Origin of the sequence: Bacillus sp. B25(2016b), from assembly GCF_001679765.1 — a bacterium.
GTDB lineage: Bacteria > Bacillota > Bacilli > Bacillales > Bacillaceae_G > Bacillus_A > Bacillus_A thuringiensis_K.
In genome coordinates this window covers 64,530-86,146 of the sequence record NZ_CP016285.1, presented here as the reverse complement: position 1 = coordinate 86,146, position 21,617 = coordinate 64,530, and the positions used below count along the sequence as shown (strand labels likewise).

Sequence of the window (21,617 nt, the reverse complement as noted above, 5' to 3'; positions counted from 1 at the left end):
GGCTTCTATAAGAAAACCATCATTCTGTTTCATAATCTGCTGATTTTACTATCTTTTCCAAGAGAAACAAAAATATACATCTTTCTCAACGCAGAAAATCATATATTGGCATTGTATAATGTTAACATAGCCAAAAATAACCGTCAACGTTTTTTTGATTTTATGATATAATATCCTTTTTTCTTTTCTACAACCTCAACTTCAGAAAATACTTCTTCTAGTTTTTTTAGCGCAGACGGTGCACCTTGTTTCTTTTGAATAACAATCCAAAGTTCTCCACCTGGAACTAAATACTCCACAGCTTTTTCTAAAATCTCATGTACGATATCTTTACCCGCACGAATCGGAGGGTTAGATAGAATAGCAGCATACTTACCATCTACATTTTCATAGACGCTACTTTGAAAAATACGTATATTCTCGATTTTGTTATTAGCGGCGTTTTCTTTTGCAAGCCCAAGTGCCCTCTCATTCACATCCACCATGTGAACTTCACGACCTTGAAACTCTTTCGCTAACGACAAACCAATAGGACCGTATCCGCAACCTACGTCTAATATATTACCTTTAATATCTGGCATTTGAAACGCTTCAATTAAAAGACGGGAACCAAAGTCCACTTCGTTTTTCGAGAACACCCCATGGTCAGATAAGAAAGTAAATCGAGATCCACGAAGGACAAACTCCCATCGCTTGCGATCACTTTTACTAGAAGGGTCGTTAGAAAAATAATGGTCTGCCATATGGCCACCTCTTTTCTTTACAGTTAAAAAAAAAGCTCGCATGAGAGCGAGCTTTTTTTAAAGCATCAAAAGTTAATTACTTAACTTCTACAGCAGCGCCAACTTCTTCAAGTTTAGCTTTGATTTCTTCAGCTTCTTCTTTAGCAGCAGCTTCTTTGATTACTTTTGGAGTGTTGTCAACTAATTCTTTAGCTTCTTTTAAGCCAAGACCAGTGATTTCACGAACAACTTTGATAACTTTGATTTTTTGTGCACCAGCGCTAGTTAGTTCCACATCAAATTCAGTTTTCTCAGCAGCAGCTTCTCCAGCGCCACCAGCAACAGCTACAGGAGCAGCAGCAGTTACGCCGAATTCTTCCTCGATAGCTTTTACTAAGTCGTTAAGTTCTAATACAGTCATAGATTTAACTGCTTCAATGATTTGTTCTTTAGTCATTGTAAATATCCTCCCTTAAATAGGTTTGTATTGTTTTATCGATAATACGTAATTATCTTTTAAAAAATTAAGCGCCTTGCTCTTCCTTTTGGTCTGCAACTGCTTTAGTAGCAAGTGCAAGGTTACGGATTGGAGCTTGAAGAACGCTAAGAAGCATAGAAAGTAAGCCTTCACGTGATGGAAGAGTAGCGATTGCTTTAACCTCATCAAGTGTTACAAGTTTACCTTCGATTACGCCCGCTTTAATTTCTAAAGCTTCATGATCTTTAGCGAAGTCGTTTAATACTTTCGCAGGAGCAACTACATCCTCGTTACTGAACGCGATTGCGTTTGGTCCTGTTAAGAATTCATTTAACTCAGCCATTTCAGCAGATTCTGCAGCACGACGAGTTAGAGAGTTTTTGTAAACTTTGAACTCAACGCCAGCTTCACGTAATTGCTTACGTAATTCTGTTGCTTCAGAAACTGTTAAACCACGGTAGTCAACAACGATTGTAGATTTACTAGCGCGAAGTTTGTCCGCGATTTCAGTTACAACTTGTTGTTTAGTTTCGATTACTTTGCTCATGTTATTACACCTCCTGTAGATTATATAGAAGATGTACCGAAAGTGCACTAAAAACCTCCATGCCCAACTTGTAGACATGGAGGCATATAGTCACAGAAAAAAGATTCCGCTTCGTATATTAACACCTAGGTAGGAAATTAAGTCTATTGACACCTACTGTCTACGGTACACTAATTAAATTCACAACATAAATGATTATATTAAAACTTCTTTATGAAGTCAACTTCCAAAATTTACGCTAATGTAGAAACGTCTACACGTACGCCAGGTCCCATTGTAGAAGCAACTGTTACGTTCTTCATGTAAGTACCTTTTGCAGCAGCTGGCTTAACTTTTTGTAAAGTGTCAGCAATTGTTTTGAAGTTTTCTACTAATTTAGCATCTTCAAAAGATACTTTACCGATTGGAACGTGGATGTTACCAGCTTTATCAACGCGGTATTCAACTTTACCAGCTTTGATTTCGTTAACAGCTTTAGTTACATCGAAAGTAACTGTTCCAGTTTTAGGGTTTGGCATTAAACCTTTAGGTCCTAATACGCGACCAAGTTTACCAACTTCACCCATCATATCAGGAGTTGCTACTACTACATCGAAATCGAACCAACCTTGTTGGATTTTACCGATGTAATCAGTATCGCCTACGAAGTCAGCTCCAGCAGCTTCAGCTTCTTTAGCTTTTTCACCTTTAGCAAATACTAATACACGTTGTACTTTACCAGTACCATGTGGAAGAACAACTGCACCACGGATTTGTTGGTCAGCTTTCTTAGGGTCAACACCTAAACGGAATGCAGCTTCTACAGTTGCATCAAATTTAGCTGTGTTTGTTTTCTTTACTAATTCTACTGCTTCTGTTGCAGAGTAAGCAGCTGCACGATCAACAAGCTTTGCAGCTTCTACGTACTTTTTACCTCTTTTAGCCATTTTTATTTCCTCCTCGAATGTGGTTTTAGCGGAATAACCTCCCACGTTTACGCCTGTTTTCAGGTATAACCTGAGGATGAGCGCCATCCATTTATTTAAAAACGATAATCATTTACGATAATAAAGGTTGCGAATTGGAATTCCAGACCCGCAACCTTTTTTAAAAACAAATCGAATTAGTCTTCGATAACGATGCCCATACTGCGTGCAGTACCTTCAACCATACGCATTGCAGCTTCTACGCTAGCAGCGTTTAGGTCAGGCATTTTAGTTTCAGCGATTTCGCGTACTTTATCACGCTTAACAGTTGCCACTTTATTACGGTTTGGTTCACCAGAACCAGACTCAATACCAGCTACTTTCTTAAGAAGAACAGCAGCAGGAGGAGTTTTAGTAATGAAAGTGAATGAACGGTCCTCAAATACCGTAATTTCAACAGGGATGATAAGACCAGCTTGATCTGCTGTACGAGCGTTAAACTCTTTACAGAAGCCCATGATGTTAACACCTGCTTGTCCTAATGCTGGACCAACTGGTGGAGCTGGGTTAGCTTTACCTGCAGGAATTTGAAGCTTTACCATTTTAATTACCTTTTTAGCCACGAGACACACCTCCTTAAGTCCGTGATGTGGTCAATTGGACAGTGATTTGCCCTCCCACGTCATATTTTATCTGTAAGGATAAAATCTTTCAAAAAACGTCTCCGATAACGAAGACGTACTGACTTAAAAGATATTATCACTTTTTACAATTCATTTCAAGTTTCATTTTATAATTTTTCAATTTGATGGAAGTCAAGTTCAACTGGAGTCTCGCGACCAAACATGTCCACAAGTACGCTAACCTTTTTCTTCTCCACATCAATTTCTTCAATAGCACCTGTATAATCTGCGAATGGCCCCTCATTTACACGTACTGTCTCATGAAGTTCAAAGTCGAAATCAACCACTTCGTTATCCATGCCCATATGTTTCATAATGGTAACAACTTCCTCTTCTAATAGAGGTGATGGTTTAGATCCAGAACCAGAAGAACCAACGAACCCAGTTACACCTGGCGTGTTACGTACAACATACCAAGAGTCATCAGTCATGATTAATTCTACTAATACATAACCTGGGAACACTTTTCTTTTCATTAATTTTTCTTTTCCGTTTTTCATTTCTACTTCTACTTCTTCCGGGACAACAACACGGAAAATTTTATCTTGCATACCCATTGATTCTACACGTTTCTCTAGGTTTGCTTTTACTTTATTTTCATATCCAGAATAAGTATGGACAACATACCAACTTTTTTCCATTCATTTAGGACGAGCGTCCTTCCCTCCCTGACGTACATTTTTTTGCGCAAATGAAAAAACCCGTTCACCGGGCTTTTACACAGTTCTTATAAATAACATTATATCATGGATAAGTGCTTCTTATTCAAGAATTAACCAAGAATTAACCGAATTAAAGAAGAAATGCCCATATCAACTACTGCGAAGAAAATCGCAAAGAACACAACTGTAGCAACAACAGTCGCTGTTGAGCGGAGTAATTCATCTTTTTTAGGCCAACTTACTTTTTTCATTTCGCGACCTACATCGCCGAAAAAGTTCGTTAAACGCATCTACGGGACCTCCAGTGTATTATTTCAATTATTTATTTTGTTTCCTTGTGAACTGTATGCTGATTGCATGTTTTACAAAACTTTTTTATTTCAAGTCGCTCTATTGAGCTCGTATCTTTCATAGTAGAGTAGTTTCGATTTTTACACTCTTCACATGAGAGTACAACTTTTTTCCTCATTAGTTACACCAACCTTGTAACATTATGTCCCTAAAAATGTATCATACAATAAAAGACAATGTCAATGACATGCATTTGTACTCTCTACAAAAGAAAACAGGTGATTTATTTTACACCTGTAGCACTTGTTACTTCTTATGAATTTAAAGTTGTACTTTCTCTCATTTCCATATATCGTTCCAATTTCCTCTTTACTCGTTGTAAAGCGTTATCAATAGATTTCACATGCCTGTTTAACTGTTCTGAAATCTCTTGATAAGAACGACCATCTAAATATAAAGAAAGCACTTTCCTTTCTAAATCGCTTAATAATTCAGATATTTTTGATTCTATGTCTGTATATTCTTCCTGGCTAATGATCATCTCTTCAGGATCAGTCACCTTTGCTTCAGAAATAACATCCAATAACGTTCGATCAGATTCCTCATCGTAAATCGGCTTATCTAAAGACACATACGAATTTAAAGGAATATGTTTTTGTCTTGTTGCCGTTTTAATAGCGGTAATAATTTGTCGAGTGATACATAGTTCAGCAAATGCTTTGAATGAAGACAGCTTGTCCTCTTTATAATCACGAATTGCTTTAAACAACCCTATCATACCTTCTTGAACAATGTCTTCTCGATCGGCACCCACTAAAAAGTAAGATCTTGATTTCGCACGAACAAAGTTCTTATACTTGTGAATTAAATATTCTAGAGCGTCAGTATTACCTTTTCGAACTAACTCAACGATTGCCTCATCCTCTAAATCACGAAATGTAACGTCGCCTATACTTACGAAGCCTGCTTCCACCTTGATCCCTCCGACCGCTATTTATTTAGCAATATTATACAGTAAAAAGATAAAGAGCGTCAATGCTTCAACGCTCTCCTCTTCTTAATTTTTCTAATTTTTCTGTAATATCTTTACTAAATATCTTTCGCATGGCGGGCTGCTGTTCTTTCGTGTCTTTTGTACGCCTTCTTACTTGTTGTTCCATCGCTTGTACTTCCAACTCTAATTCACGCGCAGATTTTCGAAGGGCACCTTGCCCAAATATAACCCATTGTTCTGTATAATCAGAAGTCGCAACATATATTTGTGTATTTATATTTCTAAGCTCTATTGCAAGTTGCTCTATCTTTTCGTCTGCAGTTTGATTCTTTCGTGTGAATATGACTTCTACACGAGATTGTTTCATCTTTTTTTCAATACCATGGACTGTATAGGCATCAAAGACTATCATCACTTTTGTGCCTGTATACCCTTGATAATCCGCCATCTTATCAATAAGCGCATCTCTTGATGATTGTAAATCTACATCCCGCAGTTTCTTCAAATCTCCCCAAGCTCCGATAATGTTGTAACCGTCAACGATTAAAATATCGTTCATTTTTTATTTACCAATTTCGTGACGTTTACGATATACCTCATACATTAACAAACTTGCGGCTACTGAAGCATTTAAGGATGTAACTTTCCCCACCATCGGTAGAGTGATTAGGAAATCACATTTTTCACCAATAATACGACTCATACCTTTTCCTTCACTACCAATTACTAATCCAATCGGCATTGTACCATCTAAATTACGGTAATCCGTTTTCCCTTTGGCATCTGTACCAGCAATCCAAAGTCCACGCTCTTTTAATTCATCAATTGTACGAGATAAGTTTGTTACGCGCGCAACAGGAATGTATTCAATCGCTCCTGTTGATGCTTTCGCAACTGATGCTGTAAGTCCCACAGCTCTTCTCTTCGGAATAATAATTCCATGAGCTCCTGTTGCATCAGCAGTACGCATAATAGAACCTAGGTTATGCGGATCTTCAATCTCATCTAAAATTAAGAAGAATGGATCTTCATTACGTTTTTCTGCCACTTTGAATAAATCTTCTAACTCTGCATACTGATATGCAGCTACTTGAGCAATTACACCTTGATGATTACCCTCAACTAATTGATCTAACTTTTTCTTTGGTGCATGTTGTAAAATAATCTTATTTTCTTTCGCTAACGCTAGTACAATTTGTACTTGTCCTTTGGCAGCACCTTCTGCGATCCAAATTTTATTAATATCTCTCCCTGATCTTAACGCTTCAATTACAGGGTTACGTCCGATAATATATTCACTAGTCATGATGATGTGCCCCCTTCCTTTTCTTCTAAAACTGCAATTGCCTTATATACAATTTCATCTAATCTTTCACGATTATTTAATAAATGATGATAACCAATTAGTGCTTCAAAGGCTGTACTATGTCGATATGTTTGTACATCCGTATTTTTCGGAACTGTACCTGAATTTGCATTACGCCCTCTTCTTAATACCGCCTCTTCTTCCTCTGTCAAAAATGCCGTCTCTAATAAATGATAAACAACTTTCGCCTGTGCTTTTGCTGAAACAAAGCTCGTCCCTAAGCGATGTAATTGATTAGGGCGAACTTTTCCTTTTTGAAGGAGGTGATAGCGGATATATTGTTCATATACCGCATCACCCATATACGCTAACGCCAAGCTGTTTAATTGCTTTGCATCAATCATCCTTATCCTCTTTTCCATCTTGTACCTTGAGCGGTATCTTCTAAAATAATATTACGTTCTTTTAAATCGTCACGAATTTGATCAGACAATGCGAAATCGCGATTTTTACGAGCTTCAATGCGCTTTTGGATAAGCTCTTCAATTTCTTCATCCAGTAATTCTTCTTTTGATAATTCTAATCCTAAAATATCAAATAACGTTTCCAGTTGTTTTACGTATGCTTCAATTACAACTTTAGATGTATGCTCTTCAAGTAAATATTGATTTGCATGATTTGCTACGTTGTATAATTCGGTAATTGCATTTGCAGTGTTAAAGTCATCATTCATTGCCTCTTCAAATGCAGTCTGGAATTTCTCTATTTCAGCTAACCATTTCTCATTATGGTCCGTTAAATCCGTACTACTCTCCATACGATGCTTTAAGTTTCCATAAGCTGTTTTAATTCTTTCCAGTCCATTATTCGTACTTTGTAATAACTCTTCACTAAAGTTAATCGGGTGACGATAGTGTACTGATAACATAAAGAATCTAATTAACTGCGGGTCGTATTGCTTAATAATATCGTGAACTAAAATAAAGTTACCAAGCGATTTAGACATCTTCTCATTGTTAATATTAATATATCCATTATGCATCCAGTAACGTGCAAACGTTTTTCCAGTCAATGCCTCTGACTGCGCAATTTCATTTTCATGATGTGGGAACGCCAAGTCTTGACCACCAGCATGAATGTCAATTGTATCCCCTAAGTACTTACGCGCCATTGCTGAGCATTCAATATGCCATCCTGGACGTCCTTGCCCCCAAGGGCTTTCCCAGAAGATTTCTCCTTCTTTCGCAGCTTTCCATAAAGCAAAATCAAGAGGGTCTTGTTTCTTTTCCCCTACCTCAATACGAGCACCGTGACGTAAATCTGCGATTGGTTGATGTGATAATTTACCGTAACCTTCGAATTCCTTCGTCTTAAAGTACACATCACCCTCTGATTCATATGCATACCCTTTATTCACAAGTTCTTGAATAAATTCAATAATGATATCCATATTTTCTGTTACACGAGGATGAACTGTTGCGTGTTTGCAACCTAGTGCTGTTACATCTTCAAAGTACGCTTCAACAAAACGATCAGCAATTGTCGGTACATCTTCACCTAATTCATTTGCCGCTTTAATTAATTTATCATCTACATCCGTAAAGTTAGATACATATTGCACATCGTATCCTTTGTATTCTAAATAACGACGCACTGTATCGAATACCATAGGAGGTCTTGCATTCCCAATATGAATGTAGTTATAAACTGTAGGTCCGCATACATACATCTTTACCTTATTTTCTTCTAATGGAATAAACTCTTCTTTTTGACGTGTTAACGTATTATAAATGTGAATAGTCATTTTTATCCTTCCTTTCTACCTTTAATTCCAATTGTTTCTTCAATTTATCAATTTCTACTTCCATAGCCTTTAATTTATCAAAAATCGGATCTGGAAGGTCAGAGTGATTTAATTCTTGACCAATCTTTACTCCATTTTGAATAACGACACGGCCAGGTATACCTACAACTGTAGAATGTGCAGGAACTTCTTTTAATACGACAGACCCTGCTCCGATTTTAGAATTCTCCCCCACAGTAATAGACCCAAGAACTTTAGCACCCGTCGCAATTAATACATTATCCTGAATTGTTGGGTGCCTCTTCCCTTTTTCTTTTCCTGTACCACCTAATGTAACCCCTTGATAAATCGTTACATTATCACCAATTTCACAAGTTTCTCCAATTACAACTCCCATTCCATGATCTATGAAAAAGCGTCGACCAATAGTTGCTCCTGGATGGATCTCAATGCCAGTAAAAAAGCGGCTCACTTGTGAAACAAAACGTGCAAGAAAGAAAAAATTTCTTTTATAAAAAGCATGTGCAATTCGGTGGGCCCAAACTGCATGTAATCCAGAGTAAGTTAAAATGACTTCGAAATAACCTCTTGCCGCTGGATCCTGTTCAAAAACGACTTCAATATCTTCCCGAAGCCTCTTAAACATCGGTGTTCCCTCCCCTTTATGGGCTGCTTTTTTGTCGAACGAACTAACTCCCCTAACTCATCACTTCTCCTCTAATTCTTTATATAAGGAGATAAATTCTATATTCATACCTATTTACACGGTATAAAAAAAAGGCGTCTCTGTCATATTGACAGAGACGCCTTTTAAGCGCGGTTCCACTCTGTTTAGGCTTAAAAAAGCCTCAAACTCATCCATGATAACGGTGTACACCGCTTCTGCTTACTTTGCGGCCTAAGACATCCCACGAAGCAATTCGCTGTTCAGCAGAAGACTCGAAGGGGCATTTCAAAAATCCGCTTATAAACCACTCCCAGCCTAAAGGTGGTTCTCTCTGTAAAAAGCCTGATTTTCTACTTCTCCTTCTCGTCGCTTTTCCTTATTAGGTTTTAGGTATACTTATTATATTTCTAAATCTAGAAAATGTTAACCAATTACTTTTTGAAGACGATTTAAAACTTTTTCTTTTCCAAGAAGTGCAATAGCATTCGGAAGCTCTGGACCATGCGTTTGTCCTGTAGTTGCAACACGGATTGGCATAAATAAATTTTTACCTTTATGTCCTGTTTCCTTTTGAACTGCTTTAATCGCTGCCTTAATTGCTGCTGGCTCCATTGCTTCTAGAGCTTCTATTTGACCAGCAAATGCACGAAGTACTTCAGGTACTTGTTCACCATTTAATACTTCTTGTCCTTCTTCTTCATAATCAACATGATCTTTAAAGAACATTTCAGAAAGCTCTACAATTTCAGCTCCAAAACTCATTTGTTCATGGTATAAAGCAATTACATCACGAATCCAAGCTTGGTCTTGTTCGCTTAAAGTTTCTCCCACACGTCCAGCTTTCACTAAATGCGGTAAGCTTAACTCTACAACCGTATCTAAATCTTGCTTTTTCATATACTGGTTGTTCATCCATTTTAGTTTTTGAGAATCAAATAATGCAGGTGATTTTGATAAACGAGCTGCATCGAACGTTTTGATAAACTCATCTTTAGAGAAGATTTCTTCTTCTCCTACCGGAGACCAACCTAGTAGTGCAATAAAGTTAAAGATTGCTTCTGGAAGATACCCAAGCTCTTTATATTGCTCAATAAATTGAATAATAGATTCATCACGCTTACTTAACTTTTTACGACTTTCATTAACAATTAGAGTCATATGACCGAATTGTGGAATATCCCAGCCGAAAGCTTCATAAATCATCATTTGTTTCGGTGTATTTGAAATATGATCATCACCACGAAGTACATGTGTAATTTCCATTAGATGATCATCTACTGCTACTGCAAAGTTATAAGTTGGAATTCCATCTTTTTTCACAATAACAAAATCACCGAAATCATTTGAATGGAACGCAACTTCATCTTTTACAATATCTTTGAATGTGTAGTCACGATCAGCTGGTACACGGAAACGAATACTTGGAATACGTCCCTCAGCTTCAAATTCTTTCACTTGTTCTTCAGTTAATTCACGGTGGTTACCTGCGTAACGAGGTGTTTCACCACGAGCGATTTGTCCTTCACGCTCTGCTTCTAGCTCTTCTTCTGTCATGTAACATTTATAAGCTAGACCACGCTCTAATAAATCTTCATATAATTTTTTATAAATATCTAAACGCTCTGTTTGGCGATATGGTCCAAATTCACCACCAACATCAACACCTTCATCCCAGTCCATACCGAGCCATTTCAAGTATTTTAATTGGCTTTCTTCTCCACCAGCCACGTTACGTTTTACATCAGTATCTTCAATACGAATAATAAATTTGCCATCTAAATGACGAGCAAATAAATAATTAAATAATGCCGTACGCGCATTTCCGATATGTAAGTGTCCTGTTGGACTTGGCGCGTAGCGCACTCTCACTTGCTTTTCCATAATTGGTACACCTTCCATTCTTAATGTCAACACATTCTATAATTGTACACCAAAAAAATGTGATTATCCATCTTACGAATTAAAAACCATTATTTTTTCTGTAATAAAACAACCGCTTGAGAAGCAATCCCTTCTTCTCTACCTGTAAATCCTAATTTTTCTGTTGTTGTTGCCTTTACATTAATGTTATTGATAGACGTTTCTAACAGTTCACTAATGCGCTTACGCATGCTCTCAATATGTGGTGCCATTTTTGGTTTTTGAGCAATAATTGTACAATCTAAATTTCCTAACTCATAACCTTGTTCACGTACAAATTCCCAAACTTTTTGTAACAATACAGCTGAATCTGCATCTTTAAAAGCTGGGTCTGTATCAGGAAAATGCTTTCCGATATCTCCTGCTGCAATCGCACCTAAACATGCATCAGCAATCGTATGTAACAATACATCTGCATCTGAATGACCGATTAATCCTTTCTCGTGTGGAATTGTAATTCCACCGATAATCAACGGGCGCCCTTCCGCAAATTCATGTACATCAAAACCTTGTCCAATTCGAAACATCCTTACTTCCTCCTTAAGCTAAACTACTGAGCTTTATGACTCTATATTATATCGCTATCCTTATAAAGAAAAGCCCGGCTGTTGCCGAGCTTTTCTTTATTAACACATCATCAACGTTATTTCTTCTGAACACGTAGGAAACTTTCAGCAATTAATAGATCTTCCGGAGTCGTCACTTTAATATTATAGTAACTCCCCTCTACTACACCTACTTGCTTCCCAACACGTTCTACGAGACTTGCATCATCTGTGCCAAGAAAACAACTTTGCTTTGCGCTTCTATGAGCTTCTAGCAAAAGAGAAACAGAGAATCCTTGTGGTGTTTGTACAGCGTTAAGTTGAGATCGCTCTACCGTTTCTACAACAACACCCCGCTCTACTTTCTTAACAGTATCTTTTACTGGCACTGCACAAATGGAAGCTCCATATTTTTCTGCTGCAGTTAATACATCGCGAATCACTTTATTCGTTACGAACGGGCGCGCCCCGTCATGCACAAGAACATATTCGACACCACTCGCATACTGAAGTGCGTTATATACGCTATCTTGTCTTTCGGCTCCACCCTGAATAAATTGTACGTGCTTTTCAATCTGGTACTTCTGCATTAACTCTTCAAAATACGGGCGTTCCTCTTCGTTAATTGCCATAATAATACTTTTGCACGCTTTATCTTTTTCAAAAGCACGCAATGTGTGCACAATAATTGGTACTTCATCTATAAGTAAAAATAACTTATTTTTACCAGCACCCATTCGTTTCCCTTGGCCCGCTGCCGGAATAATTAATGTATACATATTAATAATCCTCTACTTATAATGCTTTTTCTAGCAATTTACGTTTTGCGAAAATCATACGACCAGCCGATGTTTGTAATACGCTAGTAACAAGTACATCAAGTTGTGAACCCACATACTCTCTACCATCTTCTACTACAATCATCGTACCATCATCTAAGTATGCAACACCTTGATTTTGTTCTTTACCATCTTTCACAACATAAACACTTAATTCTTCACCAGGGAGTACGACTGGTTTAATCGCATTAGCTAAATCATTAATGTTTAACACCGTAACCCCTTGTAATTCAGAAACTTTGTTTAAATTGAAATCGTTTGTTACTACAGTTCCACCAGTGATTTTTGCCAACTTTACAAGCTTGCTATCTACTTCTTGGATATCATCGAAATCGCCTTCATAAATTTCTACCGGAATTGGCATCTCCTTTTGAATACGATTTAAAATGTCTAGTCCTCTGCGGCCACGATTACGCTTTAAAGCATCTGAAGAATCGGCAATATGCTGAAGCTCTTCTAATACGAATTGCGGAATGACAATTGTTCCTTCTAAAAACTTTGTTTGGCAAATATCTGCAATACGTCCGTCAATAATTACACTCGTATCGAGAATTTTCCAATGAGTCGTAGATTTTTCCGCTTCGACCTCTACCTCTTCATTCTCACTATTGTTTTTCTTCTTACCTCCGCGTTGGGGTAATGTAAATAATCCTAGCAATTCATTCCTCTTTTTAAATCCTACTTGGAATCCTAAATATCCAAGTAAAAGGGTGAAGAACACTTGCAACACCGTACTAATAACTGGAATTGTAAATTCACGAATTGGTATCAAAATTAAATATGCAACAATAAGACCAGAGATTAATCCTAATGTACCAAATAAAACATCTGCTACAGGCGCCTTTACAAGAGCCTCTTCAATATGCTTAATAAGTTGAACAATATAATCTACAAGCCAAAATGTTGTTAAAAATAAAATAATTGCACCAATAATTGCACGAACATACGATCCTTCCAACAAAGGAACCGCACCGATATCTAATACATTAATAATTTTTGGGATTAAGTAAATCCCTAACGCTCCCCCGATCACTAAAAAGAAGAGCTGTACAATCCGTTTTAACATCCAACCACCTCCTACTCATTATTAACCATTGTTTCGCTAATCAAAACGCCGAATGCAAAAGCGGACGTGTTTTTTTGTAAATAGTTTTATTTACCAATATATCATATCATATACCAAAAATGTTCTAGTGTCGTTATATTATAGAATCAATGTAATATTCTTAATTGTGTCTACTCATATAGAGATGCTCTTGAATTCTTTTTAGACCTTCTCGTATTTTCTTCGCTCTCACTTCTCCAATTCCTTCCACATCATCCAATTCATTAATAGTTGCTCGGCAAACACCTTGCAATGTTTTAAATCGATTAATTAAATTCTCGATAATAAGTGGCGGAACACGAGAAATCTTGCTTGTGATTCGGTACCCTCTAGGTGTCACACTTTCTTCTAAACTTGTTTGTCCTGGATAGCCAAGTAATTTAACTAAATCACTATCCTCTAAAAGTTGTGTATTTGCAAGATCTTGTAACTTTTTCAAGATTTGATGATGGTCTTGTGTTTTCTCCTGGTGATAATCTTTAATTAACAATGCTGCCTCTGCCTCTAAATCAGCTAGTAATTCTGTAAGCTGTAAACGAATTAACCTACCTTCTGTTCCTAACTCATGAATATAGCTCAATATTTCATTTTTTATACGCAGCACCATTTCAACACTATGTAAAACGTGAACCACCTCGGACATTGTAACGACCTCTTCAAATTCTAGAATACCCAAATTCGTAATGCCGTCATTCCATACAGCCTTATATTTTTCTAGCGTTTGAATTGCTTGATTTGCTTTTGTTAAAATGACACCTATATCTTTTAATGTATAACGTAAGTTCCCTTGATATAGCGTAATTACATTACGTCTTTGTGAAATGGCCACAACAAGGCTGCCCGTCTGCTTTGCTACACGCTCTGCTGTTCGGTGACGCATACCTGTTTCAATAGAATCAATAGATGAATCTGGAACTAACTGTGCGTTTGCAATTAAAATTTTACTTCCAGTTTCATTTAAAATAAGTGCTCCATCCATTTTTGCTAATTCATATAAACTAGCAGGAGAGAATGCGCAATTAATATGAAAACCACCATCAACAATGCTTTTAATCTGCTCATTATACCCAAGAACAATTAGTCCCCCTGTTTGTGCGCGAAGTACATTATCTATCCCTTCGCGCAGTGGTGTTCCCGGGGCCACGAGCTGTAAAATATTAATTATACTTTTGACACGTTGCTTATTTTCTTCCATAGCCTAGCCTCCTAATGTCAAACGAAGCGCTTCTCCTAAATTAGAAACACCTACAACCTCAATCCCCTCTGGAATTGTCCACCCCCCTAAATTTTTTCTAGGAATGATAGCACGTTGAAATCCTAATTTAGCTGCTTCTTGTACACGTTGTTCGATTCTTGATACTCTTCTTATTTCTCCAGTTAATCCAACTTCTCCTATTACCGCATCAGTTGGTGCCGTAGATTTATCTCTAAAACTTGAAGCTATACTTAAGGCGACAGCTAAATCAATTGCCGGTTCGTCTAATTTCAAACCACCTGCTACTTTTAAATACGCATCTTGATTTTGTAATAGTAAACCTGTTCTTTTCTCTAGTACCGCCATAATAAGCGAGACACGATTATGATCAATTCCTGTCGCCATTCTTCGAGGGTTTCCAAAACTAGTAGGGGAAATTAATGCCTGTATTTCTACTAAAACTGGTCTTGTTCCTTCCATTGAGGCAACTACTGTTGAACCTGCAACTCCAACTGGTCTTTCCTCAAGGAAAATCTCAGAAGGATTTAAGACTTCTGCAAGGCCAAGTTCTTTCATTTCAAAGATACCCATTTCATTCGTAGAACCAAAACGATTCTTTACAGCTCGTAAAATACGATATGTATGGTGTCGATCTCCTTCAAAGTAAAGAACTGCATCGACCATATGTTCTAGCATACGCGGTCCCGCAATTGCACCTTCTTTTGTCACATGCCCTACGATGAAAATTGGGATTCCCTTTGTTTTTGCAAGTTTCATTAATTCTGCTGTACATTCACGTACTTGCGCCACACTACCAGGAGCTGATGTCACCTCAGGTAAATGTATCGTTTGAATAGAATCAATAACAACAAAAGCAGGATTCATCTCTTCAATATGTGCTGCAATACGCTGTAAATCTGTCTCTGATACAACAAATAGATTACTACCATTTACATGTAAACGATCTGCACGAAGTTTAATCTGCTTTGCTGACTCCTCACCTGATATATACAATACATCATATGAAGCATCTGCTAATTGCGAGGAAATCTGTAATAATAACGTTGATTTTCCAATCCCAGGGTCCCCACCAATAAGTACTAAAGATCCATCTACAATTCCGCCACCTAGTACACGGTTAAACTCCTGAAATTTTGTTTCAATACGTGCCTCAGACTTTGTTTCTACTTCTGTAAGACGTCTTGGTTTTGTTACTTCTGTTTGAATTGCATTTGCATAATTTAGGCGTCTGGATGATACAACTGGTTCCATCTCTTCAACAAGCGAATTCCATTGACCACACCCTGGACATTTACCCATATATTTTGGTGATTGATAACCACACTCTTGACATGTGAATTTTGTTTTCTTTTTAGCCATATCTTTTTATATTTCACTTCGCTTTCATCTATAAACATTTGACCTTCTCGTACAAGAAAGAGGGCTATCTCGTAGCCCTCTTAGTTTGTCTATACTTATTTTACCTTTTCAGCACTATGAATGACAAATGTTTCCCCTTCTACATCAAAGATAACTTTTTGTCCTTTCTCAATAGCACCTTTTAAAAGTTCTTCCGATAGTCTATCCTCTACATGCTTCTGAATTGCTCTACGTAGTGGACGAGCACCATATTCACGATCAAACCCTTTATCAGCAATAGCTGCAATCGCCCCTTCTGTTAATTGCAATTCAATTTCTTGTTCTTTTAAGCGATTCACTAACTGATTTACCATAAGAGTCACAATTTCTTGAATATGTTTTTTCTCAAGCATATGGAATACGATAATTTCATCAATACGGTTTAAGAATTCTGGACGAAATGCCTTTTTCAGCTCATCCATTACTTTACCTTTCATATCCGAATAATCACGGCTTTCATCTTGTACGTTAAATCCAAGATGTTTGTTACGTTTTAACGCCTCAGCACCAACGTTAGACGTCATAATAACAATCGTATTACGGAAGTCAACTGTACGTCCTTTAGAATCAGTTAAACGACCATCTTCCAATACCTGTAGTAAAATATTAAATACATCAGGATGCGCCTTCTCTACTTCATCTAATAGGACAACTGAATACGGCTTACGACGAACCTTCTCTGTTAATTGTCCGCCTTCTTCATACCCAACATATCCTGGAGGAGAACCAACTAAGCGAGAAGTTGAATGTTTCTCCATATACTCAGACATATCAATGCGAATCATTGCATCCTCATCACCGAACATAGATTCTGCCAATGCTCTTGCTAATTCTGTTTTACCTACACCTGTTGGTCCTAAGAAAATAAATGAACCAATTGGACGTTTCGGATCTTTCAGTCCTGCTCTTGCACGACGAACAGCTTTCGCTACAGCCACTACCGCTTCATCCTGGCCGATGACACGATCATGAAGAATGGATTCTAAGTTTAATAATTTATCAGTCTCTGTTTGTGCAAGTTTAGAAACAGGGATACGTGTCCATGTAGAAACGACATTTGCAATATCTTCTACCGTAACCTCTGAATTTTCTTTTCCTTGTTGTTCTTTCCACTGACGCTTTGTATCTTCCAATTTCTCACGTAAGCGTTGTTCCATATCACGTAAGGAAGCAGCCTTTTCAAACTCTTGACTTTGTACAGCCGCATCTTTTTCTTTTCGAATTTCCTCAAGCTTCACTTCAAGCTCTTTTAAGTTTGGTGGTGTTGTATAAGAACGTAAGCGAACCTTTGAAGCAGCTTCATCAATTAAATCAATTGCTTTATCTGGTAAGAAACGATCCGTAATATAACGATCGGAAAGTTTCACAGCTGCATCAATTGCATCATCTGTAATAGACACACGGTGATGGGCCTCATAACGATCGCGTAAACCTTTCAAGATTTGAGTTGATTCTTCTAGACTCGGCTCATCAACATGAATTGGCTGGAAACGTCTCTCTAAAGCTGCATCCTTTTCAATATATTTACGATACTCATCTAAAGTTGTCGCACCAATACATTGTAATTCTCCGCGTGCTAAAGATGGTTTTAAAATATTTGATGCATCGATTGCACCTTCTGCTCCACCTGCACCGATTAATGTATGAAGTTCATCAATAAATAGAATAATATTCCCTGCTTGACGTATTTCATCCATTACTTTCTTTAAACGATCTTCAAACTCACCACGATATTTCGTCCCAGCTACCACTGTTCCCATATCTAGTGTCATAACACGCTTATCTCTTAACGTTTCAGGAACTTCATTATTTACGATTTGCTGTGCTAACCCTTCAGCAATTGCTGTTTTACCTACACCAGGCTCTCCAATTAACACTGGATTGTTTTTTGTTCTACGGCTTAACACTTCAATTACACGTTGAATTTCTTTACTACGTCCAATAACAGGATCCAAACGATTCTCACGTGCAACAACTGTTAAGTCGCGCGCTAAACTGTCTAGTGTCGGTGTATTTGCATTTGTCGATGAACCACCTTGGTGACCTGAACTTGCTTCGTTACTTCCAAGAAGTTGTAACACTTGTTGTCTTGCTTTATTGAGGCTTACACCTAAATTATTTAATACACGTGCCGCTACACCTTCACCTTCACGGATTAAGCCAAGTAAAATATGTTCTGTTCCAACGTAAGAATGTCCTAGCTTACGCGCTTCATCCATAGACAATTCAATAACTTTTTTAGCACGAGGTGTATAATGTACAGTTTGAGAAGCTTCTGTTCCACGTCCAATTAACGCTTCTACCTCTTTTTGCACTTTCTCCGGGCTCAATCCAAGAGCAATTAACGCTTTTGCTGCAATTCCTTCACCTTCGCGTACAAGCCCAAGTAAAATATGTTCTGTTCCAATGTTATTATGCCCAATGCGAATTGCTTCCTCTTGAGATAAAGCTAATACTTTCTGTGCTCTTTCTGTAAATCTTCCAAACATCATAGAAATCGCCTCCTACTTGCGCTTAGTTTTTTTCAATACGTAATCGCTCACGGATTAAGGTTGCTCTTCGATAATCTCTTTCTTCTGGTCCTAAAGGTCCTCCTGCATATTGTTGTAAAATACCAGGTTGCGTAAGAACCATTAGCTCAGTCAAAATATTTCTCGATATACCTTTTATATATCCTAGATCAATACCGAGTCGTACATCCGATAAGCAAGTTGCCGCTTCTGCAGATTGAATTAAACGACTGTTTGCTAGTATACCGTAAGAACGATAAACCTTATCTTCAAGCTCAATACTCGAATTTTGTACAATTAATTCTCTGGCCAATTTTTCTTGTTGTATGATTTGCTGCATGACACTCTTTAAATCTGCAATAATATCTTCTTCGGATTTCCCTAGCGTCATTTGATTTGATACTTGAAATATATTACCTAACGCTTCGCTACCTTCACCGTATATTCCTCTTACTACTAAACCTAATTTTTGAATTACTTGTATAATACGGCTAATTCTTTTTGTTAAAACCAGCCCTGGTAAATGAATCATTACAGAAGCTCTTAATCCTGTACCAACGTTAGTAGGACAACTCGTAATATATCCAAGTGATTCATCAAAAGCATATTCAACCTCTTTTTCAATCCAATTATCTATTTGATTGGCGCTTTGAAGGGCCTTTGATAACTGTAGTCCTGGAAATAGGCACTGAATCCTAATGTGGTCTTCCTCATTAAGCATCACACTAATGTGTTCGCTTTCTGATAACAGACATGCTCCATATTCAGTCCCTGCTAGATTTGGACTAATTAAATGCTTTTCAACTAAAACTCTCCTTTGAAGAGGAGTTAATTCATTCATTTTTAATAGTCCAAACTTCCCAAAGGGCTCTACCGCTTTATTTATAAATTTCTTTTTAAATAATTCTTGAACCTTTTGAGCTTCCTCTTCGTTTTGCATAGTAGAAAATTGATATTGCTTAAAATTACGAGCCAAACGAATTCGACTACTTAAAACAATATCAGAATCAGGGCCATCCCCCTTCATCCATGGACTAATCGCTTCATTCATAATTTTGTCCAGTGACATAGAACTACTCCCCCTCTCTATGCTCACTAAGCTGAGTTTCAAGCCCTCGAATTTCATCTCTTACCTCAGCAGCTTTCTCAAACTCCTCATTCTGTACATATTGTTTCAGAATAAGTTTTAGTTCATCTAATTCTTTCTTTAAGTGGATATTTCCTTCCATTCGTTCCGGAATTTTTCCACAATGTTCTGTATGTCCACCATGAAGTCGCTTTAACAATGGGTTTAAGTGTCCTTTAAATGTATCGTAACAAGAAGCACAACCAAAGCGTCCCACCTTTGTAAAATGTTCATATGTCATCTTACAACCTGGACATCTTACTGTATTTGTATTTGAAAACCCGTTTTTTCCTTCTCCAAACATTGTTGATTCACCGTGTAATAAACCAGCAAATACATCATGAAATGAAAAGTTAGACTGTGATGATTGAAAGAAAGACGTATAGCCACTTTGCTCTGCACATTGCTCACAAAGATGAACTTCCGCCTTCTTCTCGTTGATTACTTTTGTATAATGTAAAGTTGCTGGTCTTATATTACAGTTTTGACAAGTCATCAATATCCCCACCTTTACAACAGGAACGATCTACCTCATGATACTTTTCATACATTACTAGATTGTCCTCTTTCCTTAATCCATTTAGATAAAAGTACATGCTCTTTTTCAAAACTTCTACAATATTTAACTGCCCTATCTTAATTATCATTCTTTTACAAAAGCTGTATTTATTTATATTTCAGTGTTCTTAACATTGCGCATAATATTCGAGCCCTAAGTTCATCTCGAGAAGGAATATCCATTGATAATACAGAACGATCTAGTACACTTAACATTAGTTTTGCTTCACGGCCTGTTATAATTCCCTCTTCTAATAAACGTATAATCATACTCTCTGCATTCCCTTGTGCAACGCTATGATCAATCATATGAAGCATTTGATCAATAATGTCTATATCATCATGCAGTTTGACTTTTATAATGCGAATGTAACCTCCTCCACCACGTTTACTTTCTACTACAAATCCTCTTTCTAATGTAAAACGGGTATTGATTACATAATTGATTTGAGATGGTACGCACTCGAAGCGATCCGCAATCTCATTTCTTTTGATTTCAATCACATTATTATTACTTAAGTCAATAACTTGCTTTAGATATTGCTCAATGATATCAGATATATTTCTCATTTATCCGCCACCTTTATTGACTTTGACTATCTTTGACTTTAATTATATACGTATTAATAAAATTTGCAACTCTTTTGCTTATTCACTATCCTAGCCACATTCCCCTGCATTTAATCAAAATAGTAATTATTTAAGCACATTTTTTTAATTACTATGGATTATAAAAGAAAATACGAAAAAACACGAGTCATTTGACTCGTGTTTAGTTGCTTGGCGACGTCCTACTCTCACAGGGACAAGGTCCCAACTACCATCGGCGCTAGAGAGCTTAACTTCCGTGTTCGGTATGGGAACGGGTGTGACCTCTCTGCCATCATCACCAAACTATGAAGGCATATTCCTTCAAAACTAGATAACATTGCTTCATATTATATGGTTAAGTCCTCGATCTATTAGTATTCGTCAGCTCCACATGTCACCATGCTTCCACCTCGAACCTATCAACCTGATCATCTTTCAGGGATCTTACTAGCTTACGCTATGGGAAATCTCATCTTGAGGGGGGCTTCATGCTTAGATGCTTTCAGCACTTATCCCTTCCGCACATAGCTACCCAGCTATGCCCTTGGCAGAACAACTGGTACACCAGCGGTGCGTCCATCCCGGTCCTCTCGTACTAAGGACAGCTCCTCTCAAATTTCCTACGCCCACGACGGATAGGGACCGAACTGTCTCACGACGTTCTGAACCCAGCTCGCGTACCGCTTTAATGGGCGAACAGCCCAACCCTTGGGACCGACTACAGCCCCAGGATGCGATGAGCCGACATCG

At 37.6% G+C, this 21,617-nt stretch carries 24 protein-coding genes, 1 rRNA gene and 4 other annotated features; all 25 genes read right to left on the bottom strand.

What is annotated here, in order from left to right; genetic code table 11:
* Nucleotides 1-143: 143 nt before the first annotated feature.
* Entirely contained in the window at nucleotides 144-743 is a 600-nt protein-coding gene (locus BAQ53_RS00485) for a class I SAM-dependent methyltransferase (protein WP_000763289.1), read from the bottom strand.
* Nucleotides 744-819: 76 nt separating this feature from the next.
* Nucleotides 820-1,179, bottom strand: coding sequence for a 50S ribosomal protein L7/L12 (gene rplL, locus BAQ53_RS00480; protein ID WP_000159736.1), 360 nt, complete (start codon nucleotides 1,177-1,179; stop codon nucleotides 820-822).
* 67 nt (nucleotides 1,180-1,246) lie between these two features.
* Nucleotides 1,247-1,747, bottom strand: a complete 501-nt coding sequence (gene rplJ, locus BAQ53_RS00475) for a 50S ribosomal protein L10 (protein ID WP_000048716.1) — start codon at nucleotides 1,745-1,747, stop codon at nucleotides 1,247-1,249.
* 39 nt (nucleotides 1,748-1,786) lie between these two features.
* Nucleotides 1,787-1,931: a sequence feature (ribosomal protein L10 leader region), on the bottom strand.
* 49 nt (nucleotides 1,932-1,980) lie between these two features.
* Complete coding sequence (gene rplA / locus BAQ53_RS00470; protein ID WP_001987630.1) at nucleotides 1,981-2,673, bottom strand: 50S ribosomal protein L1; 693 nt, start codon at nucleotides 2,671-2,673, stop codon at nucleotides 1,981-1,983.
* A gap of 176 nt (nucleotides 2,674-2,849) precedes the next feature.
* Nucleotides 2,850-3,275 carry a 50S ribosomal protein L11 gene (gene rplK / locus BAQ53_RS00465; protein ID WP_001085872.1) on the bottom strand — a complete coding sequence of 142 codons (426 nt, stop codon included), beginning with the start codon at nucleotides 3,273-3,275 and terminating at the stop codon, nucleotides 2,850-2,852.
* A 167-nt stretch (nucleotides 3,276-3,442) separates the two neighbouring features.
* Nucleotides 3,443-3,976: a transcription termination/antitermination protein NusG gene (gene nusG / locus BAQ53_RS00460; RefSeq protein ID WP_000415794.1), complete on the bottom strand. Its 534-nt coding sequence runs from the start codon at nucleotides 3,974-3,976 to the stop codon at nucleotides 3,443-3,445.
* A gap of 131 nt (nucleotides 3,977-4,107) precedes the next feature.
* Nucleotides 4,108-4,287 (bottom strand): preprotein translocase subunit SecE, encoded by a 180-nt coding sequence (gene secE, locus BAQ53_RS00455; RefSeq protein ID WP_001241323.1) that lies wholly within the window; start codon nucleotides 4,285-4,287, stop codon nucleotides 4,108-4,110.
* A 32-nt stretch (nucleotides 4,288-4,319) separates the two neighbouring features.
* Complete coding sequence (gene rpmG / locus BAQ53_RS00450) at nucleotides 4,320-4,466, bottom strand: 50S ribosomal protein L33 (RefSeq protein ID WP_014481927.1); 147 nt, start codon at nucleotides 4,464-4,466, stop codon at nucleotides 4,320-4,322.
* Nucleotides 4,467-4,601: 135 nt separating this feature from the next.
* Nucleotides 4,602-5,261, bottom strand: a complete 660-nt coding sequence (locus BAQ53_RS00445) for an RNA polymerase factor sigma-70 (protein WP_000387193.1) — start codon at nucleotides 5,259-5,261, stop codon at nucleotides 4,602-4,604.
* Between the two features lie 67 nt (nucleotides 5,262-5,328).
* Nucleotides 5,329-5,841 (bottom strand): NYN domain-containing protein, encoded by a 513-nt coding sequence (locus BAQ53_RS00440; RefSeq protein WP_000997886.1) that lies wholly within the window; start codon nucleotides 5,839-5,841, stop codon nucleotides 5,329-5,331.
* A gap of 3 nt (nucleotides 5,842-5,844) precedes the next feature.
* Complete coding sequence (gene rlmB, locus BAQ53_RS00435) at nucleotides 5,845-6,588, bottom strand: 23S rRNA (guanosine(2251)-2'-O)-methyltransferase RlmB (protein ID WP_000200237.1); 744 nt, start codon at nucleotides 6,586-6,588, stop codon at nucleotides 5,845-5,847.
* The gene (locus BAQ53_RS00430) at nucleotides 6,585-6,992 is read right to left on the bottom strand and encodes a Mini-ribonuclease 3 (RefSeq protein WP_000564261.1); all 408 of its coding nucleotides are present in this window, start codon (nucleotides 6,990-6,992) and stop codon (nucleotides 6,585-6,587) included. The genes rlmB and BAQ53_RS00430 overlap by 4 nt, the downstream gene beginning before the upstream one ends.
* A 2-nt stretch (nucleotides 6,993-6,994) precedes the next feature.
* Nucleotides 6,995-8,392, bottom strand: a complete 1,398-nt coding sequence (cysS, locus tag BAQ53_RS00425) for a cysteine--tRNA ligase (protein ID WP_000152251.1) — start codon at nucleotides 8,390-8,392, stop codon at nucleotides 6,995-6,997.
* Nucleotides 8,373-9,038, bottom strand: a complete 666-nt coding sequence (cysE, locus tag BAQ53_RS00420) for a serine O-acetyltransferase (RefSeq protein ID WP_000476496.1) — start codon at nucleotides 9,036-9,038, stop codon at nucleotides 8,373-8,375. Before cysE ends, cysS begins: the two co-directional genes overlap by 20 nt.
* A gap of 150 nt (nucleotides 9,039-9,188) precedes the next feature.
* Nucleotides 9,189-9,435, bottom strand: a binding site (T-box leader).
* Nucleotides 9,436-9,482: 47 nt separating this feature from the next.
* A complete protein-coding gene (gene gltX / locus BAQ53_RS00415; RefSeq protein ID WP_208906418.1) occupies nucleotides 9,483-10,940 on the bottom strand; it encodes a glutamate--tRNA ligase in 1,458 nt (485 codons plus the stop codon).
* Between the two features lie 89 nt (nucleotides 10,941-11,029).
* Entirely contained in the window at nucleotides 11,030-11,506 is a 477-nt protein-coding gene (gene ispF / locus BAQ53_RS00410) for a 2-C-methyl-D-erythritol 2,4-cyclodiphosphate synthase (RefSeq protein ID WP_000488388.1), read from the bottom strand.
* 116 nt (nucleotides 11,507-11,622) lie between these two features.
* A complete protein-coding gene (ispD, locus tag BAQ53_RS00405; protein WP_000288285.1) occupies nucleotides 11,623-12,303 on the bottom strand; it encodes a 2-C-methyl-D-erythritol 4-phosphate cytidylyltransferase in 681 nt (226 codons plus the stop codon).
* Nucleotides 12,304-12,319: 16 nt separating this feature from the next.
* Nucleotides 12,320-13,429 carry a PIN/TRAM domain-containing protein gene (locus BAQ53_RS00400; protein WP_000919677.1) on the bottom strand — a complete coding sequence of 370 codons (1,110 nt, stop codon included), beginning with the start codon at nucleotides 13,427-13,429 and terminating at the stop codon, nucleotides 12,320-12,322.
* Between the two features lie 160 nt (nucleotides 13,430-13,589).
* The gene (disA, locus tag BAQ53_RS00395; protein ID WP_000392158.1) at nucleotides 13,590-14,663 is read right to left on the bottom strand and encodes a DNA integrity scanning diadenylate cyclase DisA; all 1,074 of its coding nucleotides are present in this window, start codon (nucleotides 14,661-14,663) and stop codon (nucleotides 13,590-13,592) included.
* Nucleotides 14,664-14,666: 3 nt separating this feature from the next.
* On the bottom strand, nucleotides 14,667-16,043 hold the full coding sequence (gene radA, locus BAQ53_RS00390) for a DNA repair protein RadA (RefSeq protein WP_001085202.1): 1,377 nt from the start codon (nucleotides 16,041-16,043) through the stop codon (nucleotides 14,667-14,669).
* Between the two features lie 95 nt (nucleotides 16,044-16,138).
* On the bottom strand, nucleotides 16,139-18,574 hold the full coding sequence (gene clpC, locus BAQ53_RS00385; protein ID WP_000971184.1) for an ATP-dependent protease ATP-binding subunit ClpC: 2,436 nt from the start codon (nucleotides 18,572-18,574) through the stop codon (nucleotides 16,139-16,141).
* Nucleotides 18,575-18,596: 22 nt separating this feature from the next.
* Nucleotides 18,597-19,661 (bottom strand): protein-arginine kinase McsB, encoded by a 1,065-nt coding sequence (mcsB, locus tag BAQ53_RS00380; RefSeq protein ID WP_000050842.1) that lies wholly within the window; start codon nucleotides 19,659-19,661, stop codon nucleotides 18,597-18,599.
* Between the two features lie 4 nt (nucleotides 19,662-19,665).
* Nucleotides 19,666-20,214, bottom strand: a complete 549-nt coding sequence (gene mcsA / locus BAQ53_RS00375; RefSeq protein WP_000128402.1) for a protein-arginine kinase activator protein McsA — start codon at nucleotides 20,212-20,214, stop codon at nucleotides 19,666-19,668.
* A gap of 170 nt (nucleotides 20,215-20,384) precedes the next feature.
* A complete protein-coding gene (gene ctsR / locus BAQ53_RS00370; RefSeq protein WP_001244565.1) occupies nucleotides 20,385-20,846 on the bottom strand; it encodes a transcriptional regulator CtsR in 462 nt (153 codons plus the stop codon).
* A 208-nt stretch (nucleotides 20,847-21,054) separates the two neighbouring features.
* Nucleotides 21,055-21,170: ribosomal RNA gene (gene rrf / locus BAQ53_RS00365) — 5S ribosomal RNA — on the bottom strand.
* Between the two features lie 60 nt (nucleotides 21,171-21,230).
* Nucleotides 21,231-21,492 (bottom strand) — a sequence feature (23S ribosomal RNA rRNA prediction is too short).
* Between the two features lie 19 nt (nucleotides 21,493-21,511).
* Nucleotides 21,512-21,617, bottom strand: a sequence feature (23S ribosomal RNA rRNA prediction is too short).